Genomic DNA, 20317 nt, shown 5'->3' on the forward strand with positions numbered 1-20317 from the left:
GATCAGGTGGGCGCTGCGGGATTACGCAGCGCCAAACCGCCTTCACGTTCAAGAAACGCCACGACTTCGGCCACGCCAATGCCGTGGCGTAGACGTGACAGAACATAGGGCCGCACCCCGCGCGCGGCCTTTGTGTCCGATTCCAGCAACGCCAGATCGACGCCGACATAGGGCGCAAGATCGGTCTTGTTGACCACCAGCAGGTCCGATTTCGTCAGCCCCGGCCCGCGCTTTCGCGGGATGTCCTGCCCCGCTGCCGTGTCGATCACATAGATCGTCAGGTCAGCCAATTCAGGAGAATAAGTGGCGGCCAGATTGTCGCCGCCGGATTCGATCAGGATCAGATCCAGCGCCGGAAAGTGGCTGCGCAGGTCGGCGACGGCGGCAAGGTTGATGCTCGCATCCTCTCGAATAGCCGTATGGGGGCAGCCGCCGGTTTCGACACCCCGGATACGTTCTGCCGGCAGCACCTGCGCCCGCATCAGATAGTCGGCATCTTCGCGGGTGTAGATGTCATTGGTGATCACCGCCATGTCGCAGCGCTGGGCCAGCGCACGGCAAAGCTGTTCAGTCAGAGTGGTTTTGCCCGCCCCCACAGGGCCGCCGATGCCGACACGAAGGGGGCCATTGGTGCTGCTCATGACCGGAATATCCTGATGTCCATGGTTTCCTGCGCCATCCCCGCCATGTCCGCGCCCCAGGTGCAAGAGCCGAGGTCGTCAAGCGTCAGGGTGGAATATGTGTCGGCGGCGTCGGCTATCAGCGGTGCAAGGTTGTGGATGGCCCGCTGCCCCGCGCTTTGACCCAGCGGCATGAACCGCACCGCGACGGAAACAAGCTGGCTGGCCAGACCTTGGAGCCACAGCGCCAGAACCTGTGCATCGGTAACCGCCAGCCCGCGGGTCGCGGCGCCGACGGCCACCGGATAGGGCATCGCAGGCAGGTCTTGCCCGGTGATGGCCGAAACCTGCGCGGCAAAGGCGCGGCCCAGCTCTGCCGCCTCCAGCGCGCGGCCTTGGCTGGGCATATAGGCGTGGGCCAGATCGGACAGGTTTGTCAGGTCACCGCTATGACGCGCGGCCATGATGAAGATTGCGTCGTTGCGGGCTGATCCGAACAGAAGCACCCCTTCGATCCAGTCTTGCAGGGTGGCCGCATCGGCGACCTGCCCAGCAGAAATCGCCGCCTCCAGCCCCTGCGAATGGGCAAAGGCCCCGATGGGGAAGGCGGGCGAGAGCCATTGGGTCAGGGTCAGCAGCGCGTTCATTTCGCGTCGCGGTGGCCAAAAGGCAGGGGTTTGGCGGGGGCGTGATGGTGCATCTGGCCATCGCCATGGTGGTGCCAGCCGAAGGTCTCGCCTTCGTGGCTATGGGCGCCGGGCCCATGGTCATGCCCCATGGTGCGGCCATGGCCATAGGCCCCGCCTTCGGGGGTGAAGGGTTCGCTTATGTGGCACAAATCGGCCCCCAGACCCGCAAGCATCGCCTCCAGCACATGATCGCGGCGGATCAGCAGGCGGTCGGCCTCTATCTGGCAGGGGGTGTGGCGGTTGCCGATGTGCCAGGCAAGCCGCAACAGGTTTGGCCCGGTGATCTGAACCAAGTCTTCTTCGGCGGCGACAACCTGGATGGTGCGGCCATCTTCCAGCTCAAACCCCCACCAGTCATCAAGGCTGGTGACGGCGGGCAGATCGACCAGAAAGCCTTCGTCATGCACCGTCACCAGACGTTTCCGGCGCATCAGGCGCTGATCATAATCCAGCACCACAAGGTCATAGCAGGTGGTGGGGGCCTCTTTCAGCAGGCGCTGGGCGGCGGGCAGGTCGGGCATGTCAGAACAGGAAATAACGCTGGGCAAGGGGCAGCTCGCGGGCGGGTTCGCAGGTCAGCAGCACACCATCGGCCCGCACCTCATAGGTTTCGGGGTTCACCTCGATATGGGGGGTGGCGTTGTTCAGCCGCATGTCCGCCTTGCCGATGGTGCGGGTATCTTCCACCGGCAGCAGGGTTTTGCCCAGCCCCAACTGGCCCCGAACATCGGCCTGCATCGCCGCTTGCGACACGAAGGTGACGGCAGAGGCGTGCTTGGCCTTGCCCAAAGCCCCGAACATCGGCCGCGAATACATCGGCTGCACCGGGATAGAGCCATTGGGGTCGCCCATCTGCGCCACTACGATCATGCCGCCCATCAGCACCATTTCCGGCTTGGCCCCGAAAAACGCAGGCGACCACAGCACCAGATCGGCGCGCTTGCCTTCCTCGATGCTGCCGATGTGGCGCGACAGGCCATGCGCCACCGCCGGGTTGATGGTGTATTTGGCAATGTAGCGGCGCGCGCGCAGGTTGTCGTTTTCGCCCTGTTCGCCCTCCAGCCGCCCGCGCTGCACCTTCATCTTGTGGGCGGTTTGCCAGCAGCGGGTGATCACCTCGCCAATCCGGCCCATGGCCTGACTGTCCGACGAGATCACGCTGAACGCACCCAGATCGTGCAGGATGTCCTCCGCCGCGATGGTCTCCTTGCGGATGCGGGATTCGGCAAAGGCCACGTCCTCGGGGATCGAGCGGTCAAGGTGGTGACAGACCATCAGCATATCCAGATGCTCTTCGATCGTGTTCACCGTATAGGGCCGCGTCGGGTTGGTGGAGGAGGGCAGAACATTGGCCGACCCCACCACCTTGATGATGTCGGGCGCATGGCCGCCGCCCGCGCCTTCGGTATGATAGGCGTGGATGGTGCGGCCCCGGATCGCGGCCAAAGTATTCTCGACAAAGCCGGATTCGTTCAGCGTGTCGGTGTGGATCATCACCTGCACATCCATCGCATCAGCCACGTTCAGGCAGTTGTCGATGGCCGCGGGGGTGGTGCCCCAATCTTCATGCAGTTTCAGCGCGCAGGCCCCGGCATTGATCTGTTCGATCAGGCCGTCGGCCAGGCTGGCATTGCCCTTGCCCGCAAAGCCAAGGTTCATTGGCAGGCTGTCGGCAGCCATCAGCATCCGGCTGATATGCCAAGGCCCCGGTGTGCAGGTGGTGGCCAAGGTGCCATGAGCGGGACCGGTGCCGCCGCCCAGCATCAGGGTGATGCCGGAATGAAGGGCATCCTCCACCTGCTGCGGGCAGATGAAGTGAATATGGGTATCAAGGCCGCCTGCGGTCAGAATCCGTCCTTCGCCCGCAATAATCTCGGTTCCCGGCCCGATGATGATGTTCACACCGGGCTGGGTATCGGGGTTGCCCGCCTTGCCGATCTTGTGGATCAGCCCGCCGCGCAACCCCACGTCGGCCTTGTAGATGCCGGTATGGTCCAGGATCAGCGCGTTGGTGATCACGGTATCCACCGCCCCGCCCGCCCGCGTGATCTGGCTTTGGCCCATGCCGTCACGAATGACCTTGCCACCGCCGAACTTGACCTCTTCGCCATAGCTCGGACCATTGGCGCCGGTGATGGCGGCCCCGGTGCGTTCGGCGATCAGGTCACGCTCAACCTCGATAATCAGTTCGGTATCGCCAAGGCGCACCTTGTCGCCCGTGGTCGGGCCATACATCGCGGCATAGTCGAGGCGGGAAATCGTGGCGGGCAAGGGGAACTCCTGTCACTCCGCAAGCGGCGGTTTGGGCGTTGCGCGGCGGGGAATGGGTTTCAGGGCAAGAGCAGCCGGGGTGGTGGTTTCGACCGAAAGCACGGGTGCAGGTGCCGCCTCGGTGGCAGGTACTTCGACTGGAGTTTCCGCGAAAGGAGTTGGTGCTGGCGCAACCTCGACCGTCGGCTCTGGCAGCGGCGTCAAAATGATCGCGGACCCGTTGTCGGCAGCATCAAGCTGCTGCGATTCGGTCGCCGGGGCAAAGGTGGGCGCAGGGTCTGCCGGGGCATCCACGGCGGCGGGTGGCGTCTCTGCCAGCGCTTCGATATTCAATTCCGTCACGAGGGGCAAAGGTTCGACCGCCTTTGAGGTGACACTTTTGGGCAGATCAGAGACTGTTCCCGGAAAGCCCATCCAGAAACCCTGCATCTCTATCAGGCGGGTTGCCCAGATGGTCTGTGCCTGGCCAAAGACCATGCCCGCCTTGAGGCCATAGCTGATTGCGTCGATTGGGGTCATCATGCCGAACATGGGGGATCTCCCTAAGGGTTAAAGTTGTCCCATCACCTTGCTATTGAATCCAAAAACTTTTCTGTCACCGCCAAAGGGCACCAACTTAATCTCTCGCGATTGGCCGGGTTCGAACCGCACTGCCGTGCCTGCCGCAATATCCAGCCGCATCCCGCGCGCGGCCTCGCGGTCGAACGACAGGCCGGGGTTTGTCTCGGCAAAGTGGTAGTGGCTGCCAACCTGCACCGGCCGGTCGCCGGTATTGGCCACCATCAGGGTGATGGATTTGCCGGTCGGGTTCAGCAAAATATCGCCGGGGGCGGGAAAAATTTCGCCGGGAATCATGGTGTTACCCTCCGAACACAAAAGCGAGGCCCGCTGCGGCGGTGACAGCGCCCAACATGCGGGTCAGACGCATGCTCGCCAGTTTTTGCAGCGCCAGACCAAGGCCAAGCCCCGCACCATGCAGCACGGCTGTCATCATCGCAAAGCCTGCCGCATAGGTCAGCAGCCCGCCAGACGACCCTTCGGCCCCATGCGCCCAGCCATGTGCGGCCCCGAACAGCGCCAGCATTGCCAGCGCGAATTTCAGGGGCAACCGCGCCGCCAGCGCCACCACCGCACCCAAAAGGAGGATGGAGGCGAGAATCATCGACTCTACGGCTGGAAAGGGAAGTCTTGCTGCGCCAATTGCTCCGCCCAGCACCATTGCGCCAACAAAGGTTGCAGGCATCGCCCAGATCGCCCGCCCCCCCATTTGTGCGGCCCAAAGGCCGACGGCGACCATGGCCAGAATGTGGTCCGCACCACTGATCGGGTGACCAAGACCCGCCAGAAAACTGCCAGCCTGATGCCCCGGATGGGCCAGTGCAGCCGAGGGCGCGAAAAGGGCGGCGGCAAGGGTCAGTTTGCGCAGCATGAAAACCTCTTATCGGATCGGGTGGTGAACGGTGACCAGCTTGGTGCCGTCGGGAAAGGTGGCTTCGACCTGAACGGAATGGATCATCTCTGGGATGCCCTCCATGCACTGATCGCGGGTGATGACATGCCCGCCCGCCTGCATCAGATCAGAGACGGAACGGCCATCGCGCGCGCCCTCGACCACGAAATCGGTGATCAGGGCAATCGCCTCGGGGTGGTTCAGCTTGACGCCACGGGCAAGGCGGCCCCGCGCCACCATGGCGGCGACGCTGATCAGCAGTTTTTCGCGTTCGCGCGGGGTCAGGTTCATGCAAGCACTCCGTGCATCTGCCAGACACGGGGCAAGGGGCGCCCCGAAAGAAGGTGAAGAACGCGCGCCAACTGGCGGCGCAGGGGCCAACCGTCGCGCGCCAACAGGCGCACCAGCAGCCGCCCGTCCCAGCCAGAGGCGGCGGCGGTCACTTCTGGTTCGGTCAGTAGCTGGCGGACCGGGGGTAGCGCATCTTCGGCCCCTTGGGTGACAAACGCGATGACTGCCATTGCCCGCGCCCCGCCCAGCAAAGCCGGGCTGGCTTGACGGCCAAGTGCGGCAGGGTTCAGCCGCAGGGCATCGGCCCAGACCGGGCGATGATCGCGCCGGATCAGGCGGCGGTCATCCAGCCGGGCGAACTGCGGCTCTTCTCCCATCGCGAGACGGCCAAGGACAAGGGATTCGCACAGAAGGCAGGTGGCGTCGCCCGCAAGATCAATGGTGGTGCGGCGCGTCAGGTTGGACCCTTCGTAAAGCAGGGTCTCTTGCGGCAGCCAATCCAGCCGCCCGCCCGCGCCGACCCGTGCCGTCATATCAACCTTTGCTGCGTCACTATCCGCCGAATAGGCACGTTCTGCGGTTTGGGTTGTGGCGCAAACCCGCGCGCGGGGACCGACCGTCAGGTCAAAGCCCAGCCGGTCGCCAGAGGTCAGCCCGCCCGACGTGTTCAGGAACACCACCTCGGGCACATCGCCCGCCAGGCGGGGCAGCATCGCCTTGCCAGAGCCTGCCTGTTGCAGTTCGGTCAGCCGCACCGCGCCATCGCGCAAGGCAAAGCCCGCGCGGGCGAGACCCCGGCTGCGCTGCATCACCGCTGTTGGCGCGTTGTCGAACATAATTCCCCCTGTCAGGCAGAGGATGTTCCGTGATCAACGCTTTGCCCATGGAATCAGCAACCGCGCCGGTCGGGTGCCGGACGCGGTTGGGTATTGAGATCAATGTATGAGCGAGACGCCTATAAATTATGCAGTCCGCAAAGCCTCAGCCCAGATCGCGCGCCCAAGGCAAATCTGGCCCAAGCGGCACGATGCCATTGGGGTTCAGCGTCTTGATCGAATAGTAACCGGCCTTGATATGGCTGATCTTGACCGTCTCGGCCACGCCGGGCAGGGCCAGCACCCGTTCCAGATAGGCCTGCAACGCCGGATAGTCCGACAGCCGACGACGGTTGCATTTGAAGATGCCGTGATAGGCCGCATCAAAGCGGACAAGCGTCACGAAAGTGCGGATATCAGCTTCGGTAAAGGCATTGCCCAGCAGCCATTTGCGGCCATCGGCCATCATGCTTTCCAGCCAGTCCAGCGTTTCGAACACAAGCGCGAAAGCCTCGTCATAGGCGACCTGCGTGGTGGCAAAGCCCGCCCGGTAGACACCGTTGTTCAAGCCCGGATAAATGCGGTCATTCAACGCGTCGATCTGGGGGGCCAGCTCGGCAGGGTAAAGATCGGGGCCAGAGGCCAGATTGCCAAAGCCCGAATTCATCATCCGCACAATGTCGGCCGATTCGTTCGAAACGAGGGTGCCGGTCGCCTTGTCCCACAGCACCGGCACCGTCGCGCGCCCGTTCACATGGGCATCGGCGCGGCTGTAAAGCTGGTGCAGATAGGTCGCGCCATGCAGCGGATCGGCGTTTTCGCCAAATGTCCAGCCTTGCGCGGTCAACACCGGGTCCACCGCAGTCATGCCGATCACCCCCTCCAGTCCCTTCAGCTTGCGCGCCATCAGGGTGCGGCTGGCCCAAGGGCAGATATAGGCGACATAAAGGTGATAGCGCCCGGCCTCGGCCTTGAAACCGCTGCTGCCATCGGGCGTGATCCAGTTGCGAAAGGACGAAACCTGGCGCACAAAGCCGCCCTTGGCGTCCTTGGCCTGAACCGGCTGCCAGTCTTCGGTCCATTTGCCATCGACCAGCATCTTATGCCCCCTTCGCCAGCAGGGTGACCGGGGTGCCCCATGGATCGGCGATCGTGGTGCCGCCAGCCCGAGCGGCAATTGCCGCCAGTGTGGGCGCATCGGCCCGCAGGACCAGTTCGGTCAGACCTGTCACGGGGAAGTTGCGTTGCCCGGCCTCACGGCTGTTCCAGATATTCGCGCCGATGTGGTGGTGATAGCCGCCCGAGCCCAAAAAGCTGGCACCGGGGTAATGCGTCGCCACGGCAAAGCCGAGCACGTCGCGATAGAATTCCTCGGCGCGGGTCACGTTGCCCACTTGCAAGTGGACATGGCCCACCACTTCGCCTTCGGGCGCGCCGGTCCAGGGGCCGTCGGCGGCAGAGGCAAGGTCGTTCAGGTCAAGACCCAGCGTGTCCATCTTGATGGAACCGTTGGCATCATACCAGGCCATGCGCGGGCGATCGACATAGACCTCGATTCCATTGCCCTCGGGATCGGCCAGGTAAATCGCCTCGCTGACCAGATGGTCAGAGGCTCCTTGCAGGGGCAGGCGCGATTCGGCGGCATGGATCAGCCAGCGTGCCAGAGACTTGCGGTCCGGCATCAGGAAAGCGGTGTGAAACAGCCCGGCCTCACGACGCCCGGCGCGGCGGGCGGCAGGATCGGCGCGCAGTTCGACCAGGGTCTTGTCGCCCGCGCCCAACCGTGCGGTTACGGCGTCCGAGGACAGCGTGTCCAGACCAAGGGCCGATTGGTAGAATTTCGTCATACCGGGCAAGTCGTTCACGGTCAGTGCGACATGGCCGATTTCAACGGGGGCAGAAGCGGTGGACATTTTCTTGGTCCTTTCAGGAAAAGGGCCCGGCCAGCGGCCAGGCCCCGATGGGTGCAAAGGGTCGGGCGATCAGCCCTTTTTGTCCACGGCGAAGGCGCCCGGCCCGATCAGGGCAAGTGCAGCCGACGCGATGGCCCAGAACAGCGGGTATTCCCAGCCGCCGCCTGCGTTCGAGAAGGTGAAGCCAGCCGAACGGTGGCCGAACCACAGCGCGCCCAAGAGAACGAAGGTCAGCACGGCAGAAACGATGCGGGTCTTGTAGCCAAGGATCAGCGCGATGCCGCCCGCCACTTCCAGCAGGATGGTGACATAGCCGAGGAAGCCCGGCAGGCCGATCGATTCAAAGAAACCAGCGGTGCCTGCGGGGGTAAAGATGAAAACCTTGATCAGGCCGTGGATCAGGAAATAGACGCCCGAGGTGACGCGCAGCAGCGCCGCGCCAAGATCAGCCTGCGAGGCCGAAGAGAGAGGAGAGGTTGTCATGGCTTGCTCCGAGTAAGCGGTTGCGATGGGGAAGAAGTGCCCCCTTCTGAAGCGGAAAACAATTCAGCAAAATCGCAGATCATCCCTTCCATTTCGGAAGGGATCAGCGCATTTCGGCAGCCATAAAATCGACCAGCACCCGCAGTTTGCGCGGCAGATGGCGCCGATCGGGCCACAGCGCATGGATGCCAAGCTGGATATCCGAGCAATCGGCCAGCACTTCGACGGCACGGCCCGCAGCCAGCGCCTCGGTCGCGACGAAATCGGGCATCTGCGCTATTCCCAGCCCCTCTTCCACCGCCGCCAGACAGGCGGAGGCGTTGGAAAAGATCAGCCGCCCCGAAACGGTCACCCGGGTGTCGTCGCGATAGCTCCACTGCCAGCCATCGCGGTTGTTCAGGTCCAGAATGCAGTCATGCTGTGCCAGATCGGCCGGAATGACCGGCCTGCCGCGCAGGGTCAGATAGCGCGGCCCCGCGACCGTGATCATGCGCGCGCTGCCCAGACGGCGGCCCACCAACGCCCCGTCCATCGCGCGGCCTACTCGGACGGCGGCATCAAAGCCTTCTTCGACAAGGTTCACGATCCGGTCGTTAAAGTGCACTTCCAGCGAGATTTCTGGGTATTCTGCCGCAAACCGGGCCAGAACCGGGGCCAGCCGCACCGTGCCGAACGACAGGGGGGCGGTCAGCCTTATGCGACCGCGTGGGGCGATGGCGGCGTTCTGCACCTCGGTGGTAAGGTCATCGAAGCTTTCCAGAATGGCGCGCATCCGGTCGGCATAGGCCTGCCCTTCCTCGGTCAGTGACAGCGCGCGCGTCGTGCGGTTCAGCAGTTTGACGCCAAGATCGGCTTCCAGTTTCGAAACGAGTTTAGAGGCTTGCCCCGAACTGGTGCCAAGCCTGCGGGCGGCGGCGGCAAAACTGCCGGTCTCCACCACCTTGACGAACATCCGCTCTGCCTGAAGCCGTTCCATCGGGGCATTGTGGGGGGATTGGCGGGAAAGGGAAGGGGTTAGCCATAGGGCAGGCGCTGCCGCAACAGCCCACCCGCCGAAGCCGCGATACGCAACAGGCGGCGGCGGTCGCCCGCCAGCGCGGCATCCAGCAGACCGCCCAGTGCGCCGCGCGCCTTCAGGTGGGGCACCAGATCGGAATGACCCAAATCGGGGAAAAGGATGTGGTCGGTGCCGGGCTGTTGCGGAAAGGGCAGGGCTTGCGGCAGATCATCCTGTGCGCCGTGGAACAGATAGGCATGGCCTAGCGAGGGCAGGGGCGCGGTGGGCCAGCGAAGCGGCGAAAGCGCTGCGGTCCAGCGCGACCAGCGTGTTTCGCCCGGCACCATGCCCGATGCAACGGACCATTGCGGGCCGAATGCCAGCACGACATCAACCGGCAGAACCTGTGCGGCAACCAACGCCGAAAATGCGCCCATCGATAGACCGATGGTGGTAATCCGTGTAATGGGATGACGAGCAGAAATCGTCTCTAAACTGCGGATTAGAGCCTTTTCAAAGCCCGGGTCATTGGCCCAGCTTCTGCTATCATCCATCACGAACAACGTCCGTCTTGTGCCATTGGCTGTGGCCGTGCCGACAAACTCGGGCGAGGGCGTGTGGCAGGGATCGTGGCCGATGGAAGAAAAGGCGATGACCAGATCATCCTTCGGCCCGTCGAGGAAATCGACGGTCCAGGGCGGGTTGTTCCATAGCCGTTCAAAGGAAAGCTGTTGCGCCATGCGGCCATTCTGCCGATGGGCGCGAAAAGGAAAACCCCCGGAGTTTCCTCCGGGGGTTTTGGCTTAGTGGATCACAGCCTTTACCGGCTTGTCGCGGCGGCTGGTGGCCGCCACTCGGTCGTCAATGATCAGGCCATCGGGACCGGCGGTGACCTTGACCACCGAGCCATCCAGCACCTGCCCACCCAGCAGCATCTCGGCCAGCGGGTCTTGCAGGGCGCGCTGGATCACACGCTTCAGGGGCCGGGCGCCGAACACCGGGTCATAGCCTTCGTCGGCCAGCCATTGCCGCGCCGCCTGATCCAGCTCCAGCGAAATCTTGCGCTGGGCCAGCCGCTTTTCAAGGCGACGAAGCTGGATGGTGACGATGCCGTCCATGTCGCCACGGGTCAGGCGGTCAAAGATGATCTGCTCATCCAGACGGTTCAGGAATTCGGGCCGGAAGTGCATCCGAACCGCCTCTTCCACCTCATGCCGGGCCTCGGTCGGGTCGGCCCCTTCGGGCAGTTCCGACAGCGCCCGCGCGCCAAGGTTCGAGGTCAGCACGATCAGCGTCTGCTTGAAGTCCACCGTCCGGCCTTGGCCATCGGTCAGGATGCCATCATCCAGCACCTGCAACAGCACGTTGAACACATCGGGATGGGCCTTTTCCACCTCGTCGAACAGCACGACCTGATAGGGACGCCGCCGCACGGCTTCGGTCAGAACGCCACCCTCGTCATAGCCGACGTAGCCGGGGGGCGCGCCGATCAGCCGCGCGACCGAGTGTTTCTCCATAAACTCCGACATGTCGATGCGGACCATCGCGTTTTCATCGTCAAACAGATATTCGGCGACGGCTTTGGTCAGTTCGGTCTTGCCCACGCCGGTCGGCCCAAGGAACAGAAAGCTGCCCAAAGGCCGACCTTCATCGTTCAGGCCCGCCCGCGCCCGGCGCACGGCATTGGCCACGGCCACCACCGCGTCATGCTGGCCGATCACCCGCTTGCCCAGTTCCTCTTCCATGCGCAGCAGCTTTTCGCGCTCACCCTCCAGCATCTTGGTGGTGGGAATGCCGGTCCAACGCTCGACCACTTCGGCGATCTGCTCGGGCCGCACGGCTTCGGATACCAAAGCCTCACCCTCGCGCGCCTCGGCCTCGGCCAGCGATTTTTCCAGCGCTGGGATGCGACCGTATTGCAGTTCACCCGCCTTGGCAAAGTCACCCTCGCGCTTGGCCTGTTCCAGTTCGGCGCGGGCCTTGTCGAGTTGCTCTTTCAGGTCGCGGGCCTTTTCCAGGCTGTCGCGTTCGGCCTGCCATTTGGCGGTCATTTCGGCCGAGCGGTCTTTCAGATCGGCCAGTTCTTTTTCCAGCTTTTCCAGCCGATCCTTGCTGGCCGCGTCATCCTCTTTCTTCAGCGCCTCGGATTCGATCTGCATTTGCAGGATCTGCCGGTCCAGCGCGTCCAGCTCTTCGGGCTTGGAATCCACCTCCATCCGCAACCGGCTGGCGGCTTCGTCCATCAGGTCAATCGCCTTGTCGGGCAGGAAACGGTCGGTGATGTAGCGGTGGGAAAGCGTTGCCGCCGCCACCAGCGCCGAGTCGGCGATGCGCACCCCGTGGTGAAGCTCATACTTTTCCTTGATGCCGCGCAGGATGCTGATGGTGTCTTCGACCGTCGGTTCATTCACCATCACGGGCTGAAACCGGCGGGCCAAGGCCGCGTCTTTCTCCACATATTTGCGGTATTCATCCAACGTGGTGGCGCCAACGCAATGCAGCTCACCCCGCGCCAGCGCGGGTTTGATCAGGTTGGCGGCATCCATCGCGCCATCGGATTTCCCGGCCCCGACCAGAGTGTGCATTTCGTCGATGAACAGGATGATCTCGCCATTGGCCGAGGTCACCTCGTTCAATACGGCTTTCAGGCGTTCCTCAAACTCACCACGATACTTCGCGCCGGCAATCAGCGCGCCCATGTCCAGCGCCATCAGCTTTTTGTTGCGCAAGGATTCCGGCACATCGCCATCAACGATGCGCAGGGCAAGGCCCTCGGCAATCGCCGTCTTGCCAACACCCGGTTCACCAATCAGCACCGGGTTGTTCTTGGTGCGACGCGACAGAACCTGCATGGCGCGGCGAATTTCTTCGTCGCGACCAATGATCGGGTCGATCTTGCCGCTGGCGGCGGCTTCGGTCAGGTCGCGGGCATATTTCTTCAAGGCCTCCATCGTCTCTTCGGACGAGGCAGTGTCGGCGGTCCGGCCCTTGCGCACCTCATTGATGGCCGCGTTCAGGCCTTGGGCGTTCACCGCCCCGGCAGACAGCGCATCGCGCGCACGGGTGTTTACCAAGGCCAAAGCGGTCAGCAGGCGTTCCACCGGAACAAAGCTGTCCCCGGCCTTTTTCGCCACGGTTTCCGCTTCGTCCAGCACGCGGACAAGGCTGGGGTCGATATAGGTGTTGCCCTCTCCGCCCGAAACCTTGGGCAGCTTGGCAAGGGCGGCATCATTCGCCTCGGCTACGCGGTCGGGCGCGCCGCCTGCCTTGCGGATCAGGTTCGAGGCAAGGCCCTGATCGTCATCCATCAAGGCTTTCAGCAGATGGTCGGGCAGCACGCGCTGGTGATTTTCGCGCATCGCAATCGTCTGGGCCGCTTGCAGGAAGCCGCGCGACCGCTCCGTGAATTTCTCCAAATTCATCGGTATCTCCTTTTCTGAAGCACCGTCTTTGGACGCCCTGAAAAGGCACGCCCGTTCCGGCCTTGCCCGAGACATGGGCACCGGATCGGGGCGTTGCAAGACTGTGCAACACCTGCGGCGAAAATATCGCAAAACGCTGAATTGCAGATGAATCTTGGCCTGCGGAAACCCGCCGAAACAGGGCGCGAACGTGGGCGCCGCGCCGCGTAGGCGGAAACCCGCGCTTGTGCTGCCGCACTAAAACTCTCCCAATGCGGGAAAAGGGCGGGACAGCCATGCATGAGACGTTACGACCGCTGATCCACAAGGCTCAGGTTCTGGGTCTGCAGATTCACGTTGCGCGAGCGGGCCTATGCCTGGGCGACGCGGCAGAGGCGGTGTCGCTGGATGACGGCACGATTGGCGTGATGGCGCGGATACGCCGGCCATTCCTTGGGGTGATTCCGCGCCAGAAGAACATGGTTCTGGGGCGGCTCGGGCCGGCGGCCTCTCGCATATTGATGCCAGAGCTGACTCAGGGGCGCCCCCTGCGGCTGCGGATCGTCGGGCTGACGCCGGAACATCTGGCGGGGCCGGACGGGGCAGAGGTGCATATCTCGGCCTGGGGTGCGCCGCCGCCTGCGGGCTATATCGCGTAACGGATATAGGCAAAGGCTGATCCGTCGGGCGACCAGTTCGGCACATTCATCGTGCCCTGACCGCCGATGAATGCGCGGATACGGCGACGGTCGGTGCCATCGGGGTTGCACAGCACCAAGGCCACCGGCAGGTCGGCCGGGTGGCTTTGGGTGCCGGGCGGATAGGCCAGATAGACCAGATGTCGCCCACAAGGCGACGGGTGCGGGAACCAGTTCACATGGTCATCGCGGAAGAGGGGGCGCTGGTCGCTGCCATCCGCGTTCATCACCCAGATTTGGGCATGGCCCGTGGCATCACAGTTCCAGTAGATGCGGCGGCCATCGGCGCTGAAATCGGGGCCGTCGGAGTGGCCGATGCCTTGGGTCAGGCGGGTTTCTTGTGGCGCCCCCTCACCCCGGCCCTCTCCCCCGAGGGGAGAGGGAGGCGCATCGGATTGGGTGGTGCGCCCTCTCCCTTCGGGGGAGAGGGTAGGGTGAGGGGGCGCTAGCATCGTGTAGATATCCAGCGCCTCGGATGTTTCACGAACGGCCGGATAGAGCAGCATTTTGTCATCAGATGAAACCCCATGCCACCAGCTTGGCGGCTGCGGGCTGATCTTTTCCAAAGGCCCGCCAGCGGCAGGCATCCGGTAGATTTGCGCGCCCCGGCCTTCGTGATGCGAGGACAAGTAGATCACCTGTCCATCCGGGCTGAACCCATGGTCATTGTTGCAGCGGGTGGCGGGGCCGGTGTCGATCCGCTCCATCCGGGGGTTATCAAGCGGGATGCGATAAAGCAGCCCGGCAGAGTTGACCATCAGCCAGCCGCCACAGCGCGACCAGTTCGGCGCTTCGACCCGGCCATCGACCTCCAGCACCAGCCGCACCGTGCCGCTGGCAACATGGTAGGTCTCGATCAGGCTTTTCAATCGCGAACCTTGGGGGTCAGCAAGCGTTTGGGGCGCAGCGATTCGGCAGCCTTGAACAGCCCGAAGGTCTGGTTGACGTAGTTCACCACGCCACCGATCTGCTCCATGTATGTCTGCAATTCGAGCGTGCGCTCGGCCTCGACCAATTGCACGGCGCGGTCGGGGCCGTTTGCTTCGAACTGCACATAGAACAGCGGCTCACCCCGGCGCAGGATCAGGTCTTTCTGCGGTTCGTGCCATTCAAAGGCCCACATCAGCGGACGCGGCCAGATGTTCAGCGGAAAGCGCCCGCCAAAGATGGTGCCGGGCAGGGTTTCGGAGCGATAATGCAGAAAGGGCGAAAGCTGCGTCACATACACCGGTTCATCGGCGATGAAGCAGTAGGGCAGCGAAAGCTGCACGGTCGGGCGGTCGGGATAGCGCCACTCAGCCTCGGCCATCAGGGACAGCACCTCGCCCAGCTTGTTGCCACGAATCGTGCTGGCGCCGCCTGCACGGTTGACCAGATGCGCCTTGCCCTTGTCATCGCGGCCAAAGCCGATGTGCAGGTCGAACGGGCATTTCACCATGAAATACCGGCTTTCCAACTGAATCACGCCGGGGCAGCGGGCAGCGGATTTGGCATGGGTGCGGTTGGTCTGGCGAAAGCTGACGCGCTCGGGCGGATCATACAGCACCGCGCCCTTGTCACTGGTCAGAAACCAACCCACCTGCACCGGGCCAGAGTTCGGCCCCTCCTCGGGGCGGTCGAAGGTCAGGGTAATATCCATGCCAGGCCTTTCTGCTTGGGGCGAGGTGACTACCAAGCGCTGCGGCTGTCAACCTGCCCCCGCCTCTGCCGCGCCGATCAGACCGGCATCCGCGCCCAGTTGCGCGGGCACCAGCAGGGGGGCATCGGTCGCGCGCAGGATGCCCGCGCGGACAGTTTCGTCCAGCGCCGCGATCAGATCTGGGGCGTTCGACAAGCCACCCCCCACCGGCAGACAGGTGACGCCCAGCGTGTTCACCAACATGGCCAGCGGGCCACCCAGAATCGCGCGCCATTCGGTGATGCTGGCCAGGGCTGATGCGTCACCATTCCGCCAGTTAGTCACGATTTCTGGCGCGGATAGGTCATGCCCATGGATCAGTCGATGCAGCCGTTCCAACCCACGCGCGCCGCCCAACTGGTCAAGGCAGCCCACCTGTCCGCAGCCGCAGGGCAGGGCATAGGCGCCACGCACCACCGGCCCATGGCCCCATTCGCCGGCAATCCCACCCGGCCCGCTGACCAACCGCCCGTTCATCACCAGCCCGCCGCCGACGCCGGTGCCAAGGATCAACGCGAACACGCTGGCATGCCCTCGCCCCGCGCCATGCCGTGCCTCGGCCAGGGCAAAGCAATCGGCATCGTTCAGCACTGTGACGGGGCGGCCAAGGGCTGCGGTCAGGTCAGCCGCCACGGCACGCCCGTTCAGGCAGGGGATGTTGGCAACGATGATCCTGCCGCTGATCGGGTCCACCACCCCGGCAATCGACAGGGAAACGACGGTTTCATCGGTCAGAAAGCCGCGCAGGGCGGCGACAAAGGCAGACAGGTCATCGGCGGGCGTCGGGCATTCGCCCAAGGGTTCCAGCACCGCGCCCTGCACCCGTGCGGCGCGGATCCGGCTGCCGCCGATCTCGAATGCCAGAATCATTGTCTTCTCCCTGCTTGACAGCCGCGCCCTTGCGGCCCATCACCCAGCCGCCCCCAACAGCAGGAGACCGCGATGCCAATGCCCGCCGATGACCGCCTGATCGTGGCGCTGGATGTGCCGAACGTGGTGCAGGGGCTGGAATTGGTCAACCGCATCGGCGATGCGGTCAGCTTTTACAAGATCGGGCTGGGCATGCTGACCGGCGGCGGTTTTGCGCTGGCCAATGAGCTGAAGCAGGAACTGGGCAAGCGGGTGTTTCTGGACATGAAGCTGTTCGACATCGGCGCCACGGTTGAGGCGGCGGTGCGGGGCATCGCGCAATATGACTTGGACTTTCTGACCGTGCATGGCGACCCGCAAGTGGTGCGCGCGGCGGCCGAGGGGCGCAAGGGGCGGCCGACGCAGATTCTGGCGGTGACGGTGCTGACCTCGCTGGACCGGGCCGATCTGGATGCGAACCTGATCAAGGCCGGGGACATTCACGAGATCACGCTGGAACGCGCCGCCCGCGCGCTGGAGGCCGGGGCCGATGGCGTGATTGCCAGCCCGCAAGAGGCGGCGATGATCCGCGCCTTGCCGCAGGCGGCGGGCAAGCTGATCGTCACGCCGGGCGTGCGGCCCGCAGGGGCTGCTGTGGGCGACCAGAAGCGCATCGCCACGCCCGCGCAGGCAATTGGCGATGGGGCCGATCATATCGTGGTGGGGCGCCCGGTCTGGCAGGCGGCTGATCCGCGTGTTGCGGCTCAAGTGATTGTGGCCGAACTGCGCCGATAGCCGGAAAGGCCGGGGGTTTCACACCCCCGGACCCCCGTGGAGTATTTCGGGAAGGGCAAGCGAAAGGTGGGAGCCTATAAGTTCCGGCCTTTCCCGATTTGCTCCGGTTCAATCTCAGACAGTCACCATCAGGCGCATCGCCTCATAAATCGCGGCATGGGTGTTGCGTGCCTCGACCGCATCGCCGATGCGGTAAAGCTGAAAGCCTTTCGGCCCCTTGCCCGCGGGTTGCGGTTGGCGGGCGATCAGAGCTTCGTAGTTCACCTCGCCCAGATTTTCGGACTGGGGTTTCAGGTCGAAATAGATGTCGGCCAAGGGCTGGGTGCCGTGGTTGACAACGACCTGATCAAAGTGACGTTCCTGCGCCAGCTTCATATAGTCAGACCCGATCACGGCCTTGATCTGGTTGCCGTCTTTTTCCACCCCGGTCAGGCGATAGGTGACGGTGAAGGTCACCTTCTTGTCCTGCATGGCGCGCATATAGGGAACAAGGTTCATCGCCATCACTTCGGGGGCAAAGGTGCGGTCGGGGGTCATCACCTCTACCGTGGCGCCGCTTTCGGCCAGGAACTGCGCGGCTTGCAGGGCGGTATGGTCGCCCGCATCGTCAAACAGCAGCACGTTCTGGCCCGGTTTCACATCGCCTGACAGGATGTCCCAGGCTGTCACGGTCAGATCATTGCCGAAATCGAGGATGTCCTTTTCCGGCATGCCGCCGGTGGCGATGATGACCACATCGGGGTTCAGCGCCAGCACATCGCCCGCCTCGGCCCAGGTGTTGAAGCGGAAATCCACGTCGCGCGCCGTGCATTGGGCCATGCGCCAGTCGATGATGCCGATCATTTCCGAACGGCGTTTGGTCAACGAAGTCAGGCGAATCTGCCCGCCGGGCTGGTCGGCCACCTCGAACACGGTCACTTCATGTCCGCGTTCGGCGGCGACGCGGGCGGCTTCCAGTCCGGCAGGGCCGGTGCCGACGATGACGACACGCTTTTTCACATCGGCGGGGGGCACGGCATGGGGCAGGGTTTCCTCGCGCCCGGTCGAAGGGTTGTGGATGCAAAGCGCCATGCCGCCCTGATAGATGCGGTCAAGGCAATAGGTGGCGCCGACGCAGGGGCGAATGTCTTCCTCGCGCCCTTCGACGATTTTCTGCACCACATGCGGGTCGGCCATATGGGCGCGGGTCATGCCGACCATGTCGAGCATACCGGCAGCCACAGCATGGCGCGCGGTGGCCACATCGGGGATGCGGGCGGCATGGAAGGTGGGCAGGCCAACCTCGGCCTTGATGCGGCCCGCTAGGTCAAGGTGCGGGGCAGATCGCATGCCTTGAATCGGGATCACATCGGTCATAGCCGGGTCGGTGAAGATGCGGCCGCGGATGATGTTGACGAAATCGACCAGACCCGAATCGCGGAAACGGCGGGCCATTTCGACGCCTTCCTCGGGGGGGATGCCGCCGGGCGAATCCTCATCGGCCGTATAGCGCATGCCCAAGAGCATCTTTGGCCCGACCCGTTCGCGCACCGCCGACAGCACATCGAAGGCAAAGCGCAGGCGGTTGTCCAGCGTGGTGGCGTCATAGGGGCCGGGGGGCATGCCATTGGTCAGCGGGCTGATGAACTGATCCATCAGGTGGCCGTAGCATTCAAACTCCAGCCCATCGACGCCGGATGCGGCCATACGCTCGGCGGCATCGGCATAATCCTGCACGACGCGGGTAATGTCCCAGTCTTCCATCACCTTGGGAAAGGCGCGGTGCGACGGTTCGCGTGCGGGGCCAGCGGCCAGAACAGGCAACCAGTCGCCCTTGTCCCAGCGGGTGCGGCGGCCAAGGTGGGAAAGCTGGATCATCACCGCAGCACCCGCCTCATGGCAGTCATCGGTCAGCTTTTTCATCCATGGAACGATTTCGTCCTTCCAGACCAGAAGGTTCGAAAACACCGGCGGGCTGTCGCGGCTGACGCTGGCGGAACCGGCGGTCATCACCATGGAAACGCCCGCCTTGGCGCGTTCGAGGTGGTACAGGCGATAACGGTCCTTGGGCAGGCCGTCATCGGAATAGGCCGGTTCATGCGCGGTTGTCATGATGCGGTTGCGCAAGGTCAGGTGTTTCAGCTGATAGGGCTGAAGAAGGGGATCGTTCGACATGGCGGCCTCTCGGTGGCTTTTGTGCAAGATTACGCAGTCTTTTCCATCCGTCAAATAAAAACTCGACAGTAGTGTCGATTTTGTCCGGTTGTGAGGGGTTGTGACCTCGCCTATGGTCCGGCCATGGATCAGCCGACAGAAAACAGGGGGTGGCGCGGGTCGGCGGAGCTGTGGCTCGATGCCGCCTATGAGGTGCTGGTGACCGGTGGGGTCGAGGCGGTCAAGGTTGCGCCCTTGGCAGAGCGGCTGGGCATGTCGCGCACCTCTTTCTACTGGCATTTTCCTGACAGAGAGGCGCTGCTGGCAGGTTTGATCGCGCGCTGGCAGGGGCATAACACCGGCAATCTGATTGCACGATGCGAGGCACCCGCAACCACCATCACCGAGGCTGTGCTGAATCTGTTCGATTGCTGGATTGACCCTGCCCTGTTTGATTCGCGGCTGGAGTTTGCCATCCGCACCTGGGCCCTGACCGACCAGGGTCTGGCCGCCACGCTGGCCGAGGCGGATCAAAGCCGGATCGAGGCAATAGCGGCACTGTTCCGCCGGTTTGACTATGATGCGGCCGAGGCCGACATTCGCGCCCATACCATTTATCTGACGCAGGTTGGCTATATCGCGATGCGGATGGTTGAAACGGTCGCGCGGCGGATCGAACGCATCCCGTCTTATGCGTTGGCGTTTTGCGGCAGATCACCGACCGCGCCGGAAATTGCCGCCTTTCGGGCCCGACATCAGCCCTGATCAGACCAGCCGGGCCAACAGCGCCAAAAAGCTTGCCTGCTCTTCCGTATTCAGTGGTGCAAGCGTGCTGGCCGAGACCCGCAGCCCGGTTTCGGCCCGCTCGTAAAACAGGCGCGCCCCGGCATCGGTCAGGCTGACGGTCAGGCGGCGGCGGTCTTCGGGGTCTGGCTTGGTGGTGGTCAGGCCCAGTTTGGTCAACCGGTCCACCACGCCCTTGATCGTCGCGGCATCCATCGAGGTTTCCCGGCCCAGATGGTTCTGTGACAGCGGCCCCCTCTGCGACAGGCGGGCCAGAACGGCGAACTGGGTGGTGGTAACCTCTGGGATCGCCTCGGCAAAGATGGTCAGATGGCGCTGCGTGACGCGGCGCAGGATATAGCCGACCTGATCGTCCAATGCATAGTCTGTGGGCTTGATCATGGTTTGGCATAGGCTGTGGCGTGCGACAGTGCAAGAAAGTTGACAGGCG

General features: G+C 63.7%; 23 protein-coding genes. 3 read left to right on the top strand and 20 right to left on the bottom strand.

Annotated elements, in window-relative coordinates; translation table 11 throughout:
- Positions 1-2: 2 nt before the first annotated feature.
- The 15 genes from ureG to clpB form a co-directional block, all read right to left on the bottom strand.
- Positions 3-641, bottom strand: coding sequence for an urease accessory protein UreG (gene ureG, locus JI744_RS13680; RefSeq protein WP_202661693.1), 639 nt, complete (start codon positions 639-641; stop codon positions 3-5).
- The gene (locus JI744_RS13685; protein WP_202661694.1) at positions 638-1267 is read right to left on the bottom strand and encodes an urease accessory protein UreF; all 630 of its coding nucleotides are present in this window, start codon (positions 1265-1267) and stop codon (positions 638-640) included. Before JI744_RS13685 ends, ureG begins: the two co-directional genes overlap by 4 nt.
- A complete protein-coding gene (locus JI744_RS13690) occupies positions 1264-1830 on the bottom strand; it encodes an urease accessory protein UreE (protein WP_202661695.1) in 567 nt (188 codons plus the stop codon). The genes JI744_RS13685 and JI744_RS13690 overlap by 4 nt, the downstream gene beginning before the upstream one ends.
- A 1-nt stretch (position 1831) precedes the next feature.
- The gene (ureC, locus tag JI744_RS13695; RefSeq protein WP_202661696.1) at positions 1832-3580 is read right to left on the bottom strand and encodes an urease subunit alpha; all 1749 of its coding nucleotides are present in this window, start codon (positions 3578-3580) and stop codon (positions 1832-1834) included.
- 12 nt (positions 3581-3592) lie between these two features.
- Entirely contained in the window at positions 3593-4099 is a 507-nt protein-coding gene (locus JI744_RS13700; protein WP_202661697.1) for a superantigen-like protein SSL4, read from the bottom strand.
- A 30-nt stretch (positions 4100-4129) separates the two neighbouring features.
- The gene (locus JI744_RS13705; protein WP_202661698.1) at positions 4130-4435 is read right to left on the bottom strand and encodes an urease subunit beta; all 306 of its coding nucleotides are present in this window, start codon (positions 4433-4435) and stop codon (positions 4130-4132) included.
- Between the two features lie 4 nt (positions 4436-4439).
- Positions 4440-5009: a HupE/UreJ family protein gene (locus JI744_RS13710; RefSeq protein ID WP_202661699.1), complete on the bottom strand. Its 570-nt coding sequence runs from the start codon at positions 5007-5009 to the stop codon at positions 4440-4442.
- Positions 5010-5018: 9 nt separating this feature from the next.
- The gene (locus JI744_RS13715) at positions 5019-5321 is read right to left on the bottom strand and encodes an urease subunit gamma (protein ID WP_202661700.1); all 303 of its coding nucleotides are present in this window, start codon (positions 5319-5321) and stop codon (positions 5019-5021) included.
- Entirely contained in the window at positions 5318-6157 is an 840-nt protein-coding gene (locus JI744_RS13720; protein ID WP_202661701.1) for an urease accessory protein UreD, read from the bottom strand. The genes JI744_RS13715 and JI744_RS13720 overlap by 4 nt, the downstream gene beginning before the upstream one ends.
- A gap of 145 nt (positions 6158-6302) precedes the next feature.
- Positions 6303-7235, bottom strand: a complete 933-nt coding sequence (locus JI744_RS13725) for a glutathione S-transferase family protein (protein WP_202661702.1) — start codon at positions 7233-7235, stop codon at positions 6303-6305.
- A 1-nt stretch (position 7236) separates the two neighbouring features.
- Positions 7237-8049, bottom strand: coding sequence for a VOC family protein (locus JI744_RS13730; protein WP_202661703.1), 813 nt, complete (start codon positions 8047-8049; stop codon positions 7237-7239).
- Positions 8050-8118: 69 nt separating this feature from the next.
- Complete coding sequence (locus JI744_RS13735; RefSeq protein WP_202661704.1) at positions 8119-8532, bottom strand: DoxX family protein; 414 nt, start codon at positions 8530-8532, stop codon at positions 8119-8121.
- 103 nt (positions 8533-8635) lie between these two features.
- Entirely contained in the window at positions 8636-9508 is an 873-nt protein-coding gene (locus JI744_RS13740; protein ID WP_202661705.1) for a LysR family transcriptional regulator, read from the bottom strand.
- Between the two features lie 38 nt (positions 9509-9546).
- On the bottom strand, positions 9547-10269 hold the full coding sequence (locus JI744_RS13745) for a hypothetical protein (protein WP_202661706.1): 723 nt from the start codon (positions 10267-10269) through the stop codon (positions 9547-9549).
- 63 nt (positions 10270-10332) lie between these two features.
- On the bottom strand, positions 10333-12951 hold the full coding sequence (gene clpB / locus JI744_RS13750; protein WP_202661707.1) for an ATP-dependent chaperone ClpB: 2619 nt from the start codon (positions 12949-12951) through the stop codon (positions 10333-10335).
- A 275-nt stretch (positions 12952-13226) separates the two neighbouring features.
- Here clpB and JI744_RS13755 point away from each other — a divergent pair, with 275 nt between their 5' ends.
- A complete protein-coding gene (locus tag JI744_RS13755) occupies positions 13227-13589 on the top strand; it encodes a hypothetical protein (RefSeq protein ID WP_202661708.1) in 363 nt (120 codons plus the stop codon).
- Here JI744_RS13755 and JI744_RS13760 read toward each other — a convergent pair.
- From JI744_RS13760 to JI744_RS13770, 3 genes are read right to left on the bottom strand one after another with little or no spacing between them, the layout of a single operon-like run.
- Complete coding sequence (locus JI744_RS13760; RefSeq protein WP_202661709.1) at positions 13577-14497, bottom strand: TolB family protein; 921 nt, start codon at positions 14495-14497, stop codon at positions 13577-13579. The genes JI744_RS13755 and JI744_RS13760 overlap by 13 nt on opposite strands.
- Positions 14494-15267, bottom strand: a complete 774-nt coding sequence (locus JI744_RS13765; RefSeq protein ID WP_202661710.1) for a hypothetical protein — start codon at positions 15265-15267, stop codon at positions 14494-14496. The genes JI744_RS13760 and JI744_RS13765 overlap by 4 nt, the downstream gene beginning before the upstream one ends.
- Before the next feature lie 48 nt (positions 15268-15315).
- Positions 15316-16176 (bottom strand): ROK family protein, encoded by an 861-nt coding sequence (locus JI744_RS13770; RefSeq protein WP_202661711.1) that lies wholly within the window; start codon positions 16174-16176, stop codon positions 15316-15318.
- A gap of 72 nt (positions 16177-16248) precedes the next feature.
- Between JI744_RS13770 and pyrF the strand changes: the two genes are divergently transcribed.
- Positions 16249-16950, top strand: a complete 702-nt coding sequence (gene pyrF, locus JI744_RS13775) for an orotidine-5'-phosphate decarboxylase (protein WP_202661712.1) — start codon at positions 16249-16251, stop codon at positions 16948-16950.
- Between the two features lie 114 nt (positions 16951-17064).
- On the opposite strand, the gene JI744_RS13780 is transcribed toward pyrF, so the two are convergent.
- Entirely contained in the window at positions 17065-19104 is a 2040-nt protein-coding gene (locus JI744_RS13780; RefSeq protein ID WP_202661713.1) for an NADH:flavin oxidoreductase, read from the bottom strand.
- 123 nt (positions 19105-19227) lie between these two features.
- On the opposite strand from JI744_RS13780, the gene JI744_RS13785 reads away from it, so the two are divergent.
- Positions 19228-19848, top strand: coding sequence for a TetR/AcrR family transcriptional regulator (locus JI744_RS13785; RefSeq protein ID WP_202661714.1), 621 nt, complete (start codon positions 19228-19230; stop codon positions 19846-19848).
- Here JI744_RS13785 and JI744_RS13790 read toward each other — a convergent pair whose 3' ends face one another.
- A complete protein-coding gene (locus tag JI744_RS13790; protein ID WP_202661715.1) occupies positions 19849-20268 on the bottom strand; it encodes a MarR family winged helix-turn-helix transcriptional regulator in 420 nt (139 codons plus the stop codon). It abuts the gene before it with no gap.
- Positions 20269-20317 lie beyond the last annotated feature (49 nt).

The organism is Fuscibacter oryzae (assembly GCF_016765795.1).
Classification (GTDB): Bacteria; Pseudomonadota; Alphaproteobacteria; order Rhodobacterales; family Rhodobacteraceae; genus Fuscibacter; species Fuscibacter oryzae.